Origin of the sequence: Paraburkholderia sp. GAS206C, from assembly GCF_050435645.1 — a bacterium.
GTDB lineage: Bacteria > Pseudomonadota > Gammaproteobacteria > Burkholderiales > Burkholderiaceae > Paraburkholderia > Paraburkholderia phenazinium_B.
Map to the genome: position 1 here is coordinate 131,890 of NZ_JBNDKR010000001.1, position 17,111 is coordinate 149,000.

Below are 17,111 nucleotides of genomic sequence, written 5' to 3' on the forward strand. Positions count from 1 at the left end.
AGCGTGGCTCATGAACCAACCTGCTCCCATTAGCCAACCCTCCGCACCTATGCGGCTAGAGAAAACGCATCTGCGGCTGGGCTTTGTCTCGCTCGCTGACGCGGCACCGCTCGTCGCGGCGAAACTGCTCGAATTCGGGCACGCACATGGCCTGACTCTGGAGTTATTGCGTCAACCGTCATGGGCCGCGTTGCGTGACAAACTGCTTGCTGGCGAACTGGATGCCGCTCACGCGCTGTACGGTCTCGCGTATGGTGTACAGCTCGGCCTGGGTGGTCCACAAACGGATATGGCCGTCCTGATGGTGCTAAACCGTAACGGTCAGGCCATTACGCTTTCGAACCGCCTTGCCGACGCGTTAAATGAATATCAAACGCTGCCGCGTGCATTGGCGACGCTCGGTCGCAAGCCGGTGTTTGCGCAGACTTTCCCGACCGGCACGCATGCCATGTGGCTCTACTACTGGCTGGCGTCGCAGGGCGTACATCCGTTGCGCGATATCGAAAGCGTTGTGATTCCGCCGCCTGATATGGTCGCGGCGCTGGCCGAAGACCGGCTCGATGGGCTGTGTGTCGGCGAACCGTGGAATGCCGCCGCTGAAGCGCGCGGCGTTGGTCGCACGATCGCGTACAGCAGCGAAATCTGGCCCGACCATCCGGAGAAGGTGCTCGCCTGCCGCCGCGATTTCGTGGACCAGCATCCCCATACGGCGAAAGCGTTGGTGCAGACCATGCTCGAAGCGTGCCGCTGGCTCGACGGCGACGGACATCGCAACGAGATTGCGCGCTGGCTGGTGCGGCCGGAGTTTATCGGTATCGATGAAGCGTTGATTGCAAAGCGGCTAACGCACGATAGCCGATCGCTGACGCCTGGTCGTCTACCGGTGCGGTTTTTCGAAGACGGTACGGTGAACTATCCGAGAGCGGACGATGGCGTATGGTTTCTCACTCAATACGAACGCTGGGGGATGATCGCGCACCGCGACGATTATCGCGAGATCGCAGCGGCGATCAATCAGACCGAGTTGTATCGTGATGCGGCGGAAAGTATGGGTATTGCGATTCCGGCTGAAAGCGTCTCGCAGCGACTGATAGATGGCCGGGTGTGGGACGGTAGCGAACCCGATCGCTATGCGACTGGGTTCGAGATTCATGCCTAACCATTCCCCCCATGAAACAGCGTCAGCTTGTTCGACACCGAATTCACCCCAGACACTGACTTCGCAACCGTTTCAGCCTGAGTAATCTGATCTCCGGTATCGACGCTACCAGACAGCGTCACCGCACCGCTGCGCGCCCGCACATACACATTCGAAACGTTAAACCCCTGGGCCTTCGATAGCGCGCGGCGTACAGCCCGCGCAAGCGCCCGGTCTGCCTTCGAAACGGCTTTTTTGGAACTCGTCATCGAACTGGTGTCTGGTGCGGACATCGCGTCGCTAGCTTGCGCATAAGCGGCAACGGGCATCGCAACCGCCGCTGTCAGACATAAAGCGCTCAAGATTCCGGCTGTCTTCACGTTCATCTCCTGTCATTGCCAATCGTTGGCCAGCGTCATTCGTCTGCGGGAAGGTCTAAAAATTGCCAATTAAACGGGTAGGCGACGCGCCGACCTTGTTCAATCTAATTCATCAGCTAGCAAAGCGAAAGCGCAAAGCGTCCGACAACCGTTATTTTTCCGGCCGTTCTCATTCGCCGGCAGCATGATCGCTGGAAGCAAGCGCTGGTCCCGCCGACTGACTCCACCCGCCCCCAAGCGAGCGGTATAACGCCACCGCCGCCAACGCATGCTCGCGCTTCGCCTGATTCAGCGAATCGGAGTCCTGCAGATACGTCTGCTGCGCCGACAAAACATCGAGGAAGTCCGTCGCGCCGCCTTTATACAACTGGTTCGCCAGCTTGAGCGACTGGTCCGACGCACCCAGCGCATCGTTCAGTTTTTGTGTCGATGCTGTCGTGCTGACCAGATCGCTGCGGGTATCTTCCACTTCCCTGAGCGCCTGCAACATCGTCTGCTGCAGATTCAGCTGCGATTCGCGCATTTTGCTTTCGCTCTGCTGAATATCCGCCGTGATCCGGCCTGCGTTGAAAATCGGACTGCTGGCGTTCAATGCCGCGCTAAACAGGTTATCGGTCAATGTCGGCAAGCCAATATATGAAGCGGCCAGCAAGCCATCGCTCAGATTCAGCTGAAATTTCGGGTAACGCTCCGCTCTCGACACCCCCACTTCCGCGGCACGCTGTTCGACGGTGGCATAGGCCACCAGCACATCGGGACGGCGCAGCAAGGCTTCGGACGGCAGCGTTGTAGGCGCGGCACCTTCCGGGTTAGGAATCGGACCAGGCGTGGCCAGCACCAGCTTATCCACCGACTCCGGCGTGCGGCCCGAATACACGGCAATCAGGCTCAGCTCATGTTCGATCGTCGATCGAGCGCGTGGGATTCGCGCCTGCAGTTCATCCAGTTGATTCTGTGCACGAGCGACATCGAGTTGCGTCGACAAGCCGTACTTGAGACGTTCCTGAGTCAATTGCAACGCACGTTGCCGGATTATCTGGTTATCCTGCAGAATCTGCAGTTCCGATTGCGCCCAGCGCAGATCGACATAGGCCGATGCGGTGTTGGCTGCGAGCGCAAGCCGCAGTGCATCCTCGGCATGCTGTTGTCCGACCAGTTGCGCCTGGGCCGCCAGCAGATCGAGCCGTTCTCCGCCGAACACATCGGGCGACCAGTTCAGCGCGAGACCTGCGCCGCCCTCACGCACGTAGCCGAGCGGCGGCGGCGTGTTGATACGGCTATCGGCAGCGGTCGCGGTCGCGTCGAGTTCCGGCAGCAGCACCGCGTGTTTCTGCGTGGTAATCGCTTGCGCCTGCTTGACACGCTCCGCGGCGGCCTGCAGATCCAGGTTGCCGGTCAGCACAGCGTCCACCAGTTCGTCGAGTACCGGATCGCCGAACTGCGCCCACCAGGTCTTTGCATCGACAGCGTCCTTCGGTGCTTCGACGCTCCAGCTAGCCGGTGCGACGGTTCTCACCGTGGCCGGCAAATCAGCGTGAGTAGCCGGCTGAACCGCACATGCGGCCAGCGAAACACAAGCCATAATTTCTATCAGAAGCTTTTTCATGATTGGCCTCAATGTGCGTCAGGCGGCGGCGCACTGTTAGAGAAAGGTTTGGAAAACAGCACACTTGCTATCGCCACGATGAAGCACAGCGACAGCACATAGAAGGTGTCCGAGTAGGTCAGCACCAGGGCTTCGCGCAACACCAGTGCGTGAAGATTGGCGAGCCCGGACTGGGTCGTGTTGAGCACATCGCCTGCCACGGATGACCAATGCGCGGTTTGCTCGGTCAGCAAGGACTCGACTTGCGGACTGCCAGTCGTGACGCTTTCGTTGAGCCGCAGATAGTGGAAGTTGAGGCGGTCGTTGAGCATGGTCGCACTAACCGCAATGCCGATCGCGCCGCCCAGATTTCGCATCAGATTGAACAGTCCACTGGCTGACTTCAGCCGCGACTGGGGTAGCGATCCGAGCGCCATCGTGACAATCGGTGGCACTGCGAACTGCTGACCGATGCCGCGCAAGGCCTGCGGCAACAGCAGTTGCTGCCAGCCCCAATCGTGCGTCAGCGGTACATACAGGTAACAGCCGAGGCCGAAGCAGATCAACCCGAACAGCAACAACAGGCGCATATCGACAAAGCGCGCCACCATTGCATAGACCCCGAGGGCGAACAACTGGAATACTCCAACCGAAAGCAGCGCGATACCGATCTGCAGCGAACTGAAGCCGCGAACTTGGCCGAGAAATTCAGGCGTGAGAAACACCGCCACAAAGATCCCGATTCCGGTGATGAATGACAGCAAGCTGCCGATGCCGAAATTCCTCACCACCAGCGCGCGCAGATCGACGATGGGGTCATCGGTCGTCAGCGCATGCACGAGAAAGAGAAAGCCGCAGATCGCCGAAATCCACGTACAGGTAATGATGATGTGATCGCCGAACCAGTTCTTGCGCGGACCTTCTTCCAGCACATATTCGAGGCAGCCGAGAAATCCGCTCATCAGCAGGATTCCCAGGTAATCGCCCTTCTTCAGCAACGACAGGTCGGGCTTATCGACATTCACATACTTCGGCACCAGCGCAGCCACCACGACACCAGGCACGACGTTCAGATAGAACAGCCAGTGCCACGACCACTGATCGGTGATCCAGCCGCCGATTACCGGCCCGATCGCCGGCGCAAGCGAAGCCAACGCGCCGATCGTGGTAGACGCAACCAGCCGCTGCTTGCCGGGGAACAGCACGAAAGCCGTGGTGAATACCGTCGGGATCATCGCTGCGCCCATGGCACCCTGGAGGCCGCGAAACAGGATCATCGAGTTGATGTCCCAAGCGATGCCGCACAGCATGCTGGTAATGGTAAAACCCACCGCAGAGGCGACGAACAGCCAGCGCGTTGAAAACACTTTGGAAAGCCAGCCGGACATCGGAATCACGAGAATTTCCGCGATCAGATAAGCCGTCTGGACCCACGACAACTCATCCTGACTCGCAGAGAGGCCGCCGCCAATGTCCCTCAACGAGGACGCGACGATCTGGATATCCAGGGTTGCCATAAAAAATCCCAGACACATGAGTGCGAATGCAAACACGCGTTGCCGCATCGGCTGGGAGGCCGGATCGAGGGGATGAGCGCTTGTCATGATGTTGGCCTTGTCCGCTCAATGAGCGCTCGATGCTTGCGAGCCGTCCGCAAGATGCACTTCGACGGTCGCAGACAGACCGGGGCGCAACACGTTCTCCATGCCGCGCGGCACGTTCAGCCGAATCCGCACCGGTACGCGCTGCACGATCTTGGTGAAGTTGCCGGTCGCGTTTTCGGGCGGCAGCACGCTGAAGGTAGCGCCGGTAGCAGGCGCCAGGCTTTCGACATAGCCGTGCACGGGGATGCTCGATGCGTCGAGCGCCACGTCGGCCTTGTCGCCGATCCGCATCTTCCTGAGCTGATCTTCCTTGAAGTTCGCGTCCACCCAGAGATCGGTGGACGGCACCACCGTCAGCAAAGGTGCGCCGATATTGGCCAACATACCGACCCGCGCGGTGCGGTTGCCGATATAGCCATCCACCGGCGAGCGGATCGTCGTGTATTCGACGTTCAGTTGTGCGACCCGTTGCGCGGCCAGCGCCGTGTTGACGCGTGCCTGCGCATCGGCGATCTGCGCGCCCAGCACATCCAGTTCGCGTTGAGCAGCAAGCACCGCTGCCCCACTGCTTTGCACCGCGGCCTGTGCCTTGGAGAAATCCGCGTCGGCACGCTCGACAATCTGGTTGGACACGGCGTCGTCCTTGACCAGTTCGCGGTAACGCGTCTGGTCCTGAGCGCTACGCGTCAGTTCAGCCGAAGAGGCCCGCACTTCCGCCTGGTGCTGGTTGATCACCGCCGCCTGCAAGACCTGTTGTGCCTGCAACTCCGATACGGCGGCACGGGCGCTATCCACTTCTGCCGTGGCCTGCGCAAGCCTGGCGTCATAGTCGCGCGCGTCCAGCCGGATCAGCACCTGGTTTGCGCTGACGTGCTGGTTGTCCTGCACAAGGATGTCCGTGACGAAGCCGTTGACCTTGGGCGCCATCACCGTCACGTTGCCGCCGACGTAGGCATCGTCGGTAGATTGCTCGAAGCGCAGGACAAGGAACCAGTAGCCCGCAGCGGCGGCAAGGACCACCGCCACGAGACCATAGGCAAGGCGCATCCATGGAATGCGCCTGCCCTTGGCAGCTTCGGTAGGGGCCGCGGGAACGACCGGAACGGGTGTTGAAGGACTCGACATGTTTTCACCTGTGTATATGCACAAAATTGAATGGAAAATTGCCTTTACTGCCTGGGCCAACGGCCCAATCTTTCTTTAAGCCTTCGAAACGTCGCGGGTCAGACGGAACAGTTCGCGTCGGAGCATGGCAGCCTGCTGCGGTCCAAATTTGCGCTCAAACTCGTCCTGAGCGGCCAGCCAATGCACCATCGCTTCATCCAGCCTCGCGCGACCGCAGGCGGTCAGCACCAGTTGCAGACGCCGGGCGCCCTGTCCATCCGGTTCATTGGCGATCAGACCGTTTCGAAGCAAAGGCCTGAGCGCGCGTACCAGCGTGGTTCGATCCATCACCATCGCCTGTGCGAGTTCGAGCATCGTCAGGCTCGCGCCGTCCCGCAGCGCGGTGAGGATGCTGAACTGCGTCGGTGTGACTTCTGCTTCAGACAAATGCCGCTCGTAAAGCTGGGAGATATGGCGGGCGGCTTGCCGGATCGCGAAGCAGTCGTCGTTTTCGGGTGATGTGTGCATGTGCACAGATTAGAGATGCAGACTTGCCGGAGCAATCTCCTGGGCACATCTGATTGTTGTGATTGCGACAAGAATCCAGTCGGCAAGCGGCTTGGGCTGGTTGGGCGCGTCGGCGTCAGCCCTAGTGAGCCCGATTATCGGCCTACGGTTAAATCGTCCGACCTATGCCCTGCCCTTCAGATCCGATGCTGCCTCGACGGCCAGCACATCGGCAAAGAACTCCGCCGCGTGTTCGACAAACGCCTTGACCTTGGCAGGCAACAGCGTGCGCGTGTTATACGCGAGCCGCAGATCGACCACGGCATCGATGAGCTCGAATTCTTCGAGAATGCCTACCAGTCGTCCGCCAGACAGCTCGGCCTGGGCCAGGCCTGCGGGCAAGACGCCAATCCCAAACCCCTGCAGCACCATCTCCCGGTTGAATACCGCGTTATTCGAGGCGATATCGTATCTGAGCGGTACCGTCAAATCCTCGGCGCCAAGCCGGAAGGTTAGCTGGGGCTTGCGAAACGCCGGCGAGAGCACGACCACCATGTGCTCGGTCAGCTCCGACGGATGCGTCGGTCGCGAATGCTGCTTCAGATAATCCGGCGTCGCGACGATGGCAAACGGCATGCGCTCGAGCAGCCGCGTGACAACCGTGTCGGAACTCAGCATAAAAGGCAGCACGAGACCAAGGTCGAAGCCGTCCGCGACCAGATCGACGGGCCGCTCCGTGAGCGTGACGTCAAGACTTACCTTGGGATGCTTGAGCTTGAAGCTGGAGACCAGCGGCACCAGCCGGTTGACGGTGGCGGTTGTATGCGCGACGAGGCGCAGCACGCCGCTCGGCTCGCGGGTCTGCGCAGACGCGTCGGCTTCGAGCGCTTCGAGATCGTCGAGAATCCGCGCACAACCTTCGTAGAAGTGTTCTGCCGCTTCGGTCAGCGAAACCTGTCGCGTAGTCCGGTTGAACAGACGGCTGCCGAGACGGCGTTCGAGTCCGGAAATAGAGCGCGACACGATCGGCGTGGTCAGACCGAGCATGTCCGCGGCACGCGTAAAGCTCCTGGATTCGACGACGGCGCGGAAGACTCGCAGACTCTCCAGATAATCCATAGGTCACCTCGTGGTGGGCTCGACGAAGAGCAGTTGGCGGCGTGGGCCCGCAGGCCTACGCCGCCAACTTGCTCAATGGAGCGTCAGGAGATTACCGCATAGTTGGGCCCGGCTGGACAAGCCGTGCTCGTCAGCTCAGACCGCCAACTCCAGATCATCCGCAGCCACCACTGGGGCACTGCGCCGGATGGCCGGTTCAGCCGCAACGGTCGGCAGGCAACGCTGTTCGGCATCTTCCTGACCCGAGAACAGCGGGCAGCGGCCAAACAGTTCCGCCACCCAGTCGACGAAAACCCGCACCGTAGGCGACAGATGCCGGTTATGCGGATACACCGCCGAGATCGGCAGCGGCGACGGCTGCCATTGCGACAACACCTCGACCAGTTCGCCGGAACGCAGATGAGGCAACGCCATAAACCGCGGCGCCTGCAGGAGACCCACCCCTTTCAGGCCGCTCGCGACGTACGCTTCCGCGTCGTTCACGGCGATATTGCCGCGCATCTTCACATCGACGGTTTGCCCGTCGACGCCAAAGCTCAGATCCATCACGCGCCCGGTGCGGCCCAGGAAGTAGTTAACGGCGACATGATCCTGCAGATCTTCGATCGTCCGCGGCGTACCGCGTTGTTCGAGATAAAGCGGGCTGGCCACCGTCACGCGCTGAAACACCCCGATACGTCGCGCGACGAGCCTCGAGTCCTGCAGGGTGCCAATGCGGATCACGCAGTCCACGCCTTCCTGAATCAGGTCGACGGGTTTGTCGCCGAAGCCCACCATCAGTTCGATGTCGGGATAGCGCTCATGAAACTCGTCGATCTTGGGCATCACGACCAGCTTGCCGAGCGCGCTCGGCATATCGACGCGCAACTTGCCGCGCGGCGTCCTTCTCGCCTGCGACAAGGAGCTTTCCGTTTCCTCGATGTCCGCCAGGATGCGCACGCAACGTTCGTAATAAGCGGCGCCATCCGGCGTGAGGCTCAGGCGCCGGGTCGTGCGCTGCAACAGCCGTACTTTCAGATGCGCCTCGAGATTCTGGATGATCGTAGTGACCGACGCACGCGGCAGATCCAGCGTGTCCGCGGCGCGCGAAAAGCTGTTCGTATCGACAACCCGCGTGAACACTTTCATTGCCTGAAGCCGGTCCATATTCCGATTCCTTTGAATTCTGACGTTTGCCCGTCTAGCCGGGCAGAGTTTGCAAGGCCGGCGGCGCGATAAGCCGTGCACGATAAGCGCGCACGATAAAAATTCGCGATTTTCCACCAACCAATACGACTGTCCGTATTAAAATTGAACCCATAATGGATGTCAAGGATTCCCCTGGTATCCAGCGGGATAAGGTTCCGGCTGCTCCGGCGGCCGTTTCCGTTGACGCCCCAATATGGACGACCGTACAATTTCCTGACCATGCCAAGACCCTCACACCGCGGAAAAATCCTTACCGAAGGCCTCAAGGTTGTCCATGAACGAGGCTTCGCGGGCGCTAGCGTGCGCGACATCGTCCAGGCCGCGGGCGTTCCGCAAGGGTCGTTCACGAACCACTTTGCCTCCAAGGAAGCGTTCGGTCTCGAGGTTCTCGAGCTTTACTTCGCCAATAGCCGCCAGGTCCTGGACGAGACGCTGCGCAACGATGCGCTTGCGCCGCTCAAACGGCTGGGCGACTACATCGACTGGAACATCTCCCGCCTTTGCGTGAACCAGACGCGCAACGGTTGCCTGCTCGGCAAATTTGCCCTGGAGGCAAGCGACTACAGCGATGCGATTCGCCATCGCGTCGTGGAGATCTTCGCGGAGCAGCAGCAATGCCTCGAATACTGCCTGGCGTCGGCGGTCAAAGCGGGCGAATTGCCGGCGGATTTCGACTGCAATGATGTGGCTGGCTTTATCGTCGCCTCGCTTCAGGGCGCGTTTATGCTCGCCAAGGCACAACGCAGCGCGCAGCCGGTGGTCCGTTTCAGGCATGTCCTGTTTTCGAAAATCCTGCGCTGAAGAAACATACGGCGCGCCGCCGTATTTGCGGCGCTCGATGTCCTGCCCTGCGTAAGGAAACAGCCTAAGATGTGCACGTCCGACACGAACCGGCCGAGCGCAATGAACGATCGTCAAAAGCCCACGGCCGTAGCAACGGCGCCCGGGCTCACCTCTCGCCTCGAAAGCTCTGAGCACCCTGACCGCTCAGAGCGTCCCGAGCGCGACGACGGCGCAAGCGGCGCCTCGGCCATGGACCGCGTCGGCTCGCTTAACGTCTTCGTGAGATCCGCGGAAACAAGAAGCTTCACCGCCGCCGGCCGGCAAATGGGAATTTCCGCATCCGCGGTGGGAAAGGCGATTTCGCGGCTGGAGACGCGTCTGGGCGTGCGCCTGTTCCACCGCAGCACCCGCAGCATTACGCTGACACCGGAAGGAGCGCAGTTCCTCAAACGATGCTCCCGCATCATTCAGGAGATCGAGGCGGCCGAGGCCGAACTCGCACTGGCGAACTCCATGCCACGCGGACGCCTGCGCGTCAGCCTGCCGCTCGTCGGTATGCTGCTGATGCCGGTAATAGGCGCCTTTATGAAAGCCTATCCCGAGATCACGGTGGATCTCGATTTCACCGACCGCCTCGTGGATGTGATCGAGGAAGGTCTGGATGTCGTGATACGCACCGGGGAGGTCGGCGATTCGCAGTTGATCACCCGCACGCTGGGCCGCTTCACGCACATCATCGTCGGCTCGCCGGCGTATCTGGCCGAGCGCGGCACGCCTGCCACGCCGGAAGATCTGCTAAACCACGCCTGTCTGCAGCATCGCTTTCAGTCGACCGGCAAGCTGCGCGCCTGGCCCCTCGAACGGAACGGCGAGACGCTGAATCTCGATCTGCCGAACGCGGCTATCGTCAGCAATACCGAATCGCTGATTTCGCTGGCGGAACAAGGGTTGGGCCTCGCCTGCGTGCCTGGCTTCACCGTACGCGAACCATTGCGACGTGGAACGCTCGTGCATGTGCTGCAAGAACTGCCCGGCAATCCCGGTGTACTGCGAGCGTTATGGCCTTCCGGCCGGCATCTCTCGCCGAAGATTCGTGTCTTCGTGGACTTTATGGGCGAGCACCTGTTTCCCTCCTCAGACGCCAGGCAACAAGACGGCTCGCCGGTTGAGTTTCGTTAAATCTTTTAGACTCACGACATTCACCATAAGGAGACGAGCAATGAGCGATCTGAGCAATCCGTCGGCAGAAGCGTCGGGTACTTTCAAACTGGGCGGCGAAGTCGAGATCCATCGTCTGGGATACGGCGCCATGCGCATTACGGGCCCGGGTATCTGGGGACCGCCTGACCATCCGGCCGAGGCAGTGCGCACATTGCAGAGCCTGCGCGAGCTCGGCGTGAATTTCATCGATACGGCGGACTCTTACGGCCCCGATGTGTCCGAGCAGCTCATCCGCGAAGCGTTGCATCCGTACACCGATCTGCTGATTGCGACGAAGGCCGGGCTGCATCGACCAGGACCGGATCGCTGGGAGCCGGATGGCCGTCCGGAACATCTGCGGCAGAGGCTGCAGAAGAGCCTGCAGAATCTGGGCGTCGAGCAGATTGCACTATGGCAACTGCATCGGATCGATCCGAAGGTGCCGCGCGACGAACAGTTCGATGCAGTCCGTTCGTTGCAGAACGAGGGGTTGATCCGCTTTGCCGGCTTGAGCGAAGTATCGGTCGAGGACATTCAGGCGGCCTCGAAGTATTTCAAGGTCGCGACGGTGCAGAACCGCTACAACCTGTCCGATCGCGCCAGCGAGGACGTGCTCGAACACTGCGAAAAACACGGCATCGGTTTTATTCCGTGGTATCCGCTCGCAGCCGGCAGTCTGACGCAAGCGGACTCGCCGCTACAAAAAATGGCGGCCGCACGCAACGTCAGCGCGGGCCAGATTGCACTGGCGTGGCTGCTCAAGCGCAGCCCGGTGATGTTGCCGATTCCGGGGACGTCGAAGCGCACCCATCTTCGCGAGAATGTGGCCGCCGCGGAGATCAGTCTGAGCGATCGGGAGTTCGCTGAACTGGAAGCGCTGCGCTAATCACGTAAAGCCGTGCCGCGTCGGCAAGCAAAGCCCGGGCACGGATAAAGGAGCCGCGAACACCGCGGCTCCTTTACTTCAAGCAGTACTTCAAGCGGCGCTCTTCACGCCGTAACGCGCAGCCGGCTCACTGCGGGACAGGTTTGGTCCCAGCTTGGCGCGCGCCGCTTCGAACGCGGCCCAGTCGGCCGCATCAGGCAGCGACGGAACCGTGGCCAGTTCACCCTGATCCAGTCCCGCGAGCGCCGCGTCGACGAGATCGTCCGCGCTCATCACAATGCTCTGCGGCAGGTTCTCAACGGGGTGGCCCGCGACGTCCCAGAACTCGGTGCGAGTCGCACCTGGCAGCACCGCTTGCACGCGGACACCCTTCGCCGCCAGCTCATGGTGCAACGACTGGCTGAACGCCAGCACGAATGCCTTGGTGCCGCCGTACACGCCGTTCAGGATTTCCGGCGCCACCGCCACGATCGAAGCAATATTGACGATCGTGCCCGTTCCCCGCGCGACGAACGCCGGCGCAATCGCATACGTCAGCCGCGTAAGCGAAGTGACGTTCAGATCGATCATCGCTTCCATGGTGTCCACGTCGGAAACGAGCAGCGGGCCGGCACCGCCGATCCCTGCATTGTTCACCAGCATCGTGATGCTCGAATCGCTGCGCAGAATCTCTTCGATGCGCCGCACGTCGGCCTTGTTACCCAAGTCCGCTGCAACCACTTCGATCGAACGGCCCGTCGCGCTCGTCAGACGATTAGCCAGCTTGTCGAGCCGTTCGCGGTTGCGCGCCACCAGAATCAGATCGTAACCGCGGTGGGCAAGGCGATCTGCGTAAATCGCACCAATTCCGGAAGAAGCGCCGGTAATCAACGCTGTGCCCTTGTGTGTCGTGTCGTTCATCAACTTTCTCCGTTAGCGCCAACCCATGTCGGCCTGCATGGAACGAAGATTAAGCGTAGACTCGGAAGTCTCAAATGTCATAGATGCCACTTTTTAGGACATCACTTTGACCATCGGTGCGAAACGCCCAGGGAATCCATCATGTTGCGTATTGGAATCGTGCTGTACCACGGCTTCCAGGTCATCAACCTGGCTGTCACGACGGTCTTTGAATTTGCCAACGTGACGGCTAGCGAGCCCCTCTATGAGTTCGTGCTGCTGTCCGAGCATGGCGGCCCAGTGCAGACCTCGACCGGCTTCGCGGTCGAGACGCAGCCATTCGACGACAGCCGTTTTGATACCGTGCTGGTGGTCGGCGATAACGAAGTGATCGAACCCGGCGCAGCACTGATCGCCTTTTTGCAGCGCTCGGCGCAGACCTCGCGGCGCATCGGCTCGACCTGCACTGGTGCGTTCAATCTTGCGCAAGCGGGTCTGCTCGACGGACGACGCGCAACCACCCACTGGTTTTTCGCGGCGCGCCTGCGTCAGGACTACCCCGCGGTGAAGCTGGAGGAAGACCGCATTTTTATCATCGACGGCCCGGTGTGGACCTCGGCGGGCATGACAGCGTGCATCGATCTGGCGCTGGCACTCGTCGAAAAAGATGCTGGGGCCGAGATCGCGCGACTGGTGGCGAAGAAACTCGTCGTCTATCATCGCCGCGCGGGCGGCCAGTCGCAGTATTCGGCGCTGCTCGAGCTGGAGCCGCGCTCCGACCGCATTCAGATGGCGCTCGCCTATGCGAAACAGAATCTTCATACCGAACTGTCGGTCGAGCAGCTTGCCGAAGCGGCCCATTTGAGTCCACGGCAATTCAGCCGCGCGTTTCGGGCGGAGACCGGCCAATCGCCGGCAAAGGCGGTCGAGCATCTGCGCATCGAGGCGGCGCGTCTGATGCTCGAGTCGGGTCTGCATCCCATTGAAGTCGTGGCGCGCGATACCGGCTTTGGCGATCGCGAACGGATGCGGCGCGCGTTCCTGCGCGCGTTCGGGCAACCGCCACAGGTGATACGGCGCGCTTCGCGCGGCGATGAATCGCGCCATTTGTGACACCCATGTCCGCAATGTTCGGAACGTGAGCCTGTTTTTCCCGCTGCACGATCGGCATAGAGTTCTCGTCAAGGCAACGGACTTTCCACACTCTCAGGCAAAAACCTGGCGGAACGTCCACCGTGCTAAACCAGATCTCAAGCAGAGGGAATCATGTCCAAACTCTTTACCGGCGTTCGAGTCGGCCCATATGAATTCGCGCACCGCGTGGTGCTCGCTCCGCTCACGCGCATGCGCGCCGAAGACGGCGCCAAACCAGGCCCTCTGATGGCCGAATACTACGCACAACGTACTTCCGAAGGGGCATTGCTGATCAGCGAAGCCACTATCGCCGCTGCGAATGGCAACGGTTATCTTGGCGCACCGGGTCTCTTCGACGACAGCCAGATCGCCGGCTGGCGCCTTGTGACCGATGCTGTGCATGCCAAGGGTGGCAAGATCTTTCTACAGCTCTATCACGCCGGGCGGCAATCGAACTCCGAAGTGCAACCCGCTGGCAGCCAGCCAGTTGGACCCTCAGCGATTCCCCATGGCGGCGTTGCTTATACGAAGTCGGGCTGGGTTCCCAACACGCCGAATCGCGCGCTGGAAATCGAAGAAATTGCCGGGCTGGTGGAAAGCTTCCGGCGTGCTGCAGAACGCGGTGTCGCAGCAGGTTTCGACGGCGTGGAACTGCACGCAGCTAACGGCTATCTGTTCGACCAGTTCCTGCAGGACGGCAGCAACAAGCGTACAGATATCTATGGTGGCTCCTTCGAGAATCGCGCGCGCTTTCTGCTGGAAGTCACCCGTGCGGTGATCTCGGTGTGGGGTAGCGACAAGGTGGCCGTGCGCCTTGGTCCGAGCGGCTCATGGGGCGATATGTCGGATAGCGATCCGGTTGGGCTTTTCAGTTACGTGGCAGAGCAACTGGACAAGCTGGATCTGGCTTACCTGCATCTGATCGAACCGCGGGTGCTGGGGAATGTCGACGATGAAAGCAAGGATCAGCGCCCAGTGGCGGCACAACTGATCCGCCAGCATTACAAAGGCACGATTATCGCGGCGGGTGGCTTCAAGGGCGATACGGCCGAGGCTATCGTCAAGGCTGGCGACGCGGACCTGGTTGCCTTCGGACGGGACTTCATCGCCAACCCGGATCTGCCTGCGCGTCTGCGCGACAAGCTGCCGCTGAATCCGTACGATCGCCCGACCTTCTTCGGCGGCACGGAAGCCGGCTATACCGACTATCCGTTTTATAGTGAGGAAGCCTTAGCGGTCTGAGAGCGCAGATGATACCGGTGAGGCGGCGGTGACGGCACAGAACTGCCTCACCACCGTCGCCTCCCCGGCAGCGCTACCCGAGAATCGACTCAAGACTGCGGCAGCCCGACCACGTACATCCCACCCTGAAACTGCTGCGCGGGATCGTCGAATTCCTCAGTCGGCGCCTGAACCGGAAACAGCCCATCGAACTCGGCGGAACTGTCCTGCGGCCGATAACCCAAAAACGCAGCCTTGCTGTTATCCCACCACAAGACCCGGTTGTTCGATACGCCGTACACAATCGCATGCCCCACGCGATTCGTGAACAGCGAGCAGCGCACCAGTTCGATAAAGTCGCGGTAGCTCAGATAGGTCACCAGCATGCGCGGATTCTTCGGTGCTTCGAACGAGGAACCGATCCGCATACAGACCGTCTCCAAGCCGAAGCGGTCGAAGTAGTAGCGCGACAGCGATTCGCCAAAGCACTTCGTCACGCCATAGAGACTATCCGGACGCAGCGGGGAATCCGCATCGAGCACAGACGTGGTTGGATGAAAACCGATTGCGTGATTGGAGCTCGCAAACAGCACGCGCTTCACGCCATGCTTCTGCGCCGCGGCGTACAGATTGTAGACGCCGCGAATATTCGCTTCGAGAAGATCGTCGAAGCGCGCATCCGTGGAGATGCCGCCCAGATGCACGACAGCATCGACGCCCTCGAGCAACGCGTCCACCGCTGCACGGTCTGCAAGATCGAGCACGACGTGCTCTTCGTGCGCAGCCGCTTCGCCCATTGGCGCGATATCGGACAGACGCACCACATCCGCCCATTGCGCCAGCGCGCCGCGCAACTGCCGGCCGAGATTGCCGGCCGCGCCGGTCAACAAAAGCCGTTTAAACGGCTTACCCGTCGATTCCTGCTGATTGCTCATCCTGCGACTTCTCCGATTCTGCCACCGCCGTCCAGCAGGCCGTGGCCGGACAGAGGTAGCGGTTGCTTATGCGCGTGCCGCGTCGGCACCGCGCGGAACTGCATCGGCGGCGCGCTGCTGCGGCTCGGCCGGTTCTTTCAACACGAGCCATACTACGACGGCCCCGATAAGATCGAAACAGGCGAGCGAGACAAACAGCGGGTCATAACCGACCAGCGCCACCAGCACACCCACCGCCAGCGAAAACAGCGTGGCGCCGGCGTAACCGGCCATGCCCGTCAAGCCGGTGGCAGTTGCGACATCGTTCTTGCCGAACACGTCGGAAGCGAGAGTGTAAAGGGCGCCGGACAGCGTCTGATGCGCAAACCCGCCGATACAGAACAGCGCGATAGCGACATACGGGCTGGTCACCAGACCGATGCAGGCAGGTCCGATCATACACAACGAACCCGTCACGACCACCAGTTTGCGCGAGGTGATCAGCGAGGTGTTGAAGTGCTTCTGATACCACGGCGCGAGATAACCGCCCAGCACGCAACCGATATCAGCCGCGAGGAATGGCAGCCACGCGAACATCGCGATCTCTTTCAGATTCATGTGACGCACGCTCACCATATAGAGCGGAATCCAGAAATTGAAAGTCTGCCAGGCCGGTTCGGCGAGAAAACGCGGAATCGCGATGCCCCAGAACGCGCGGCGCTTGACGATAGCGCGCCATGAGGGGCGGGTTGCCGTCGCCGTCTTGTGTTGCGCTTCCTGGCCTTCAAGGATGTAATCGCGCTCGCTATCGGACAGGCGTGGCTGATCTTTCGGCGCACGGTACAGCAGCAGCCACAGCACGCTCCACACAAGCCCAAGCACGCCGATCGACACGAACGCCATACGCCAGTTGCCATGCAGCACCCACCAGACGACGAGCGGCGGCGCGATCACCGCGCCGATCGACGAGCCGATGTTGAACCAGCCCGTAGCAATCGAACGCTCTTTGGCGGGAAACCATTCGGAGGTGGCCTTGAGGCCGGAAGGGATGCCGGCCGCTTCGGTCAGGCCGAGCATGCCGCGAAACACTGCGAGCGAAATCCAGCCGTTGGCCGCGCCGTGCAACATGCAGGCGCCGGACCACGCGATGGCGAACAGAGCGAAGCCGATCTTGGTGCCGACCACATCGAGCACGTAGCCAGCCACCGGTTGCATGATCATGTACGCGCCCTGGAACGACGCGACGATATACGAGTACTGCGCGGTCGAAATGCTCAGCAGCCGGTTCATTTCCGGCGCGGCCACCGCCAGCGAATTGCGCGCAATGTAGTTGACGATCAGACCCGAGGTGACGAGTCCAATCATCCACCAGCGCATGCCTCTAACCTTGCCCATTTGCTCCTCCGGAGTGCCGCCGTGTGCTGACGTGCTGTTTAATTTGGTGTGCGGCGTCTGCTTGCCGCGGATCG

The 17,111-nt window shown here is 61.0% G+C and carries 16 protein-coding genes; 6 read left to right on the forward strand and 10 right to left on the reverse strand.

Translation table 11 applies throughout. The features are described from left to right. The first annotated feature begins 10 nt into the window (after positions 1–10). Entirely contained in the window at positions 11–1,159 is a 1,149-nt protein-coding gene (locus P3T20_RS00650) for a CmpA/NrtA family ABC transporter substrate-binding protein (protein ID WP_429285720.1), read from the forward strand. Here the strand turns inward: P3T20_RS00650 and P3T20_RS00655 are convergent. From P3T20_RS00655 to P3T20_RS00685, 7 genes are all read right to left on the reverse strand, one after another. Beyond that, positions 1,156–1,518, reverse strand: coding sequence for a BON domain-containing protein (locus tag P3T20_RS00655; protein ID WP_074269485.1), 363 nt, complete (start codon positions 1,516–1,518; stop codon positions 1,156–1,158). The genes P3T20_RS00650 and P3T20_RS00655 overlap by 4 nt on opposite strands. Positions 1,519–1,687: 169 nt before the next feature. Then, a complete protein-coding gene (locus P3T20_RS00660) occupies positions 1,688–3,124 on the reverse strand; it encodes an efflux transporter outer membrane subunit (protein ID WP_074268745.1) in 1,437 nt (478 codons plus the stop codon). Between the two features lie 8 nt (positions 3,125–3,132). Further along, the gene (locus P3T20_RS00665; protein ID WP_074268746.1) at positions 3,133–4,707 is read right to left on the reverse strand and encodes a DHA2 family efflux MFS transporter permease subunit; all 1,575 of its coding nucleotides are present in this window, start codon (positions 4,705–4,707) and stop codon (positions 3,133–3,135) included. An 18-nt stretch (positions 4,708–4,725) separates the two neighbouring features. Then, positions 4,726–5,832 carry an HlyD family secretion protein gene (locus tag P3T20_RS00670; protein WP_074268747.1) on the reverse strand — a complete coding sequence of 369 codons (1,107 nt, stop codon included), beginning with the start codon at positions 5,830–5,832 and terminating at the stop codon, positions 4,726–4,728. Between the two features lie 75 nt (positions 5,833–5,907). Further along, positions 5,908–6,339 carry a MarR family winged helix-turn-helix transcriptional regulator gene (locus P3T20_RS00675; protein ID WP_074269486.1) on the reverse strand — a complete coding sequence of 144 codons (432 nt, stop codon included), beginning with the start codon at positions 6,337–6,339 and terminating at the stop codon, positions 5,908–5,910. 162 nt (positions 6,340–6,501) lie between these two features. Continuing rightward, on the reverse strand, positions 6,502–7,437 hold the full coding sequence (locus P3T20_RS00680) for a LysR family transcriptional regulator (RefSeq protein ID WP_074268748.1): 936 nt from the start codon (positions 7,435–7,437) through the stop codon (positions 6,502–6,504). A gap of 135 nt (positions 7,438–7,572) precedes the next feature. Then, the gene (locus tag P3T20_RS00685) at positions 7,573–8,583 is read right to left on the reverse strand and encodes a LysR substrate-binding domain-containing protein (RefSeq protein ID WP_429285721.1); all 1,011 of its coding nucleotides are present in this window, start codon (positions 8,581–8,583) and stop codon (positions 7,573–7,575) included. Positions 8,584–8,844: 261 nt separating this feature from the next. Here P3T20_RS00685 and P3T20_RS00690 point away from each other — a divergent pair, with 261 nt between their 5' ends. The 3 genes from P3T20_RS00690 (at position 8,845) to P3T20_RS00700 (ending at position 11,494) form a co-directional block, all read left to right on the forward strand. After that, the gene (locus P3T20_RS00690; RefSeq protein ID WP_074268750.1) at positions 8,845–9,426 is read left to right on the forward strand and encodes a TetR/AcrR family transcriptional regulator; all 582 of its coding nucleotides are present in this window, start codon (positions 8,845–8,847) and stop codon (positions 9,424–9,426) included. 102 nt (positions 9,427–9,528) lie between these two features. Further along, a complete protein-coding gene (locus tag P3T20_RS00695; protein WP_429285722.1) occupies positions 9,529–10,587 on the forward strand; it encodes a LysR family transcriptional regulator in 1,059 nt (352 codons plus the stop codon). Positions 10,588–10,627: 40 nt separating this feature from the next. After that, on the forward strand, positions 10,628–11,494 hold the full coding sequence (locus tag P3T20_RS00700) for an aldo/keto reductase (protein WP_429285723.1): 867 nt from the start codon (positions 10,628–10,630) through the stop codon (positions 11,492–11,494). Positions 11,495–11,584: 90 nt separating this feature from the next. On the opposite strand, the gene P3T20_RS00705 is transcribed toward P3T20_RS00700, so the two are convergent. Next, positions 11,585–12,394, reverse strand: a complete 810-nt coding sequence (locus P3T20_RS00705; protein ID WP_429285724.1) for an SDR family NAD(P)-dependent oxidoreductase — start codon at positions 12,392–12,394, stop codon at positions 11,585–11,587. 141 nt (positions 12,395–12,535) lie between these two features. Here P3T20_RS00705 and P3T20_RS00710 point away from each other — a divergent pair, with 141 nt between their 5' ends. After that, the gene (locus P3T20_RS00710; protein ID WP_074268753.1) at positions 12,536–13,486 is read left to right on the forward strand and encodes a GlxA family transcriptional regulator; all 951 of its coding nucleotides are present in this window, start codon (positions 12,536–12,538) and stop codon (positions 13,484–13,486) included. A 153-nt stretch (positions 13,487–13,639) separates the two neighbouring features. Beyond that, on the forward strand, positions 13,640–14,749 hold the full coding sequence (locus P3T20_RS00715) for an alkene reductase (RefSeq protein ID WP_429285725.1): 1,110 nt from the start codon (positions 13,640–13,642) through the stop codon (positions 14,747–14,749). An 89-nt stretch (positions 14,750–14,838) separates the two neighbouring features. On the opposite strand, the gene P3T20_RS00720 is transcribed toward P3T20_RS00715, so the two are convergent. Both P3T20_RS00720 and P3T20_RS00725 read right to left on the reverse strand, forming a co-directional pair. Next, the gene (locus tag P3T20_RS00720) at positions 14,839–15,663 is read right to left on the reverse strand and encodes an NAD-dependent epimerase/dehydratase family protein (protein ID WP_074268754.1); all 825 of its coding nucleotides are present in this window, start codon (positions 15,661–15,663) and stop codon (positions 14,839–14,841) included. A gap of 66 nt (positions 15,664–15,729) precedes the next feature. Further along, complete coding sequence (locus P3T20_RS00725) at positions 15,730–17,037, reverse strand: MFS transporter (RefSeq protein ID WP_429285726.1); 1,308 nt, start codon at positions 17,035–17,037, stop codon at positions 15,730–15,732. Positions 17,038–17,111 lie beyond the last annotated feature (74 nt).

What these genes read in the sequence shown, in the direction of transcription:
- P3T20_RS00650 (WP_429285720.1), top strand. Translation starts at nt 11, where the DNA reads ATGAACCAACCTGCTCCCATTAGCCAACCCTCCGCACCTATGCGGCTA.
- P3T20_RS00660 (WP_074268745.1), bottom strand. Translation starts at nt 3,124, where the DNA reads ATGAAAAAGCTTCTGATAGAAATTATGGCTTGTGTTTCGCTGGCCGCA.
- P3T20_RS00665 (WP_074268746.1), bottom strand. Translation starts at nt 4,707, where the DNA reads ATGACAAGCGCTCATCCCCTCGATCCGGCCTCCCAGCCGATGCGGCAA.
- P3T20_RS00670 (WP_074268747.1), bottom strand. Translation starts at nt 5,832, where the DNA reads ATGTCGAGTCCTTCAACACCCGTTCCGGTCGTTCCCGCGGCCCCTACC.
- P3T20_RS00675 (WP_074269486.1), bottom strand. Translation starts at nt 6,339, where the DNA reads ATGCACACATCACCCGAAAACGACGACTGCTTCGCGATCCGGCAAGCC.
- P3T20_RS00680 (WP_074268748.1), bottom strand. Translation starts at nt 7,437, where the DNA reads ATGGATTATCTGGAGAGTCTGCGAGTCTTCCGCGCCGTCGTCGAATCC.
- P3T20_RS00685 (WP_429285721.1), bottom strand. Translation starts at nt 8,583, where the DNA reads ATGGACCGGCTTCAGGCAATGAAAGTGTTCACGCGGGTTGTCGATACG.
- P3T20_RS00690 (WP_074268750.1), top strand. Translation starts at nt 8,845, where the DNA reads ATGCCAAGACCCTCACACCGCGGAAAAATCCTTACCGAAGGCCTCAAG.
- P3T20_RS00695 (WP_429285722.1), top strand. Translation starts at nt 9,529, where the DNA reads ATGAACGATCGTCAAAAGCCCACGGCCGTAGCAACGGCGCCCGGGCTC.
- P3T20_RS00700 (WP_429285723.1), top strand. Translation starts at nt 10,628, where the DNA reads ATGAGCGATCTGAGCAATCCGTCGGCAGAAGCGTCGGGTACTTTCAAA.
- P3T20_RS00705 (WP_429285724.1), bottom strand. Translation starts at nt 12,394, where the DNA reads ATGAACGACACGACACACAAGGGCACAGCGTTGATTACCGGCGCTTCT.
- P3T20_RS00710 (WP_074268753.1), top strand. Translation starts at nt 12,536, where the DNA reads ATGTTGCGTATTGGAATCGTGCTGTACCACGGCTTCCAGGTCATCAAC.
- P3T20_RS00715 (WP_429285725.1), top strand. Translation starts at nt 13,640, where the DNA reads ATGTCCAAACTCTTTACCGGCGTTCGAGTCGGCCCATATGAATTCGCG.
- P3T20_RS00720 (WP_074268754.1), bottom strand. Translation starts at nt 15,663, where the DNA reads ATGAGCAATCAGCAGGAATCGACGGGTAAGCCGTTTAAACGGCTTTTG.
- P3T20_RS00725 (WP_429285726.1), bottom strand. Translation starts at nt 17,037, where the DNA reads ATGGGCAAGGTTAGAGGCATGCGCTGGTGGATGATTGGACTCGTCACC.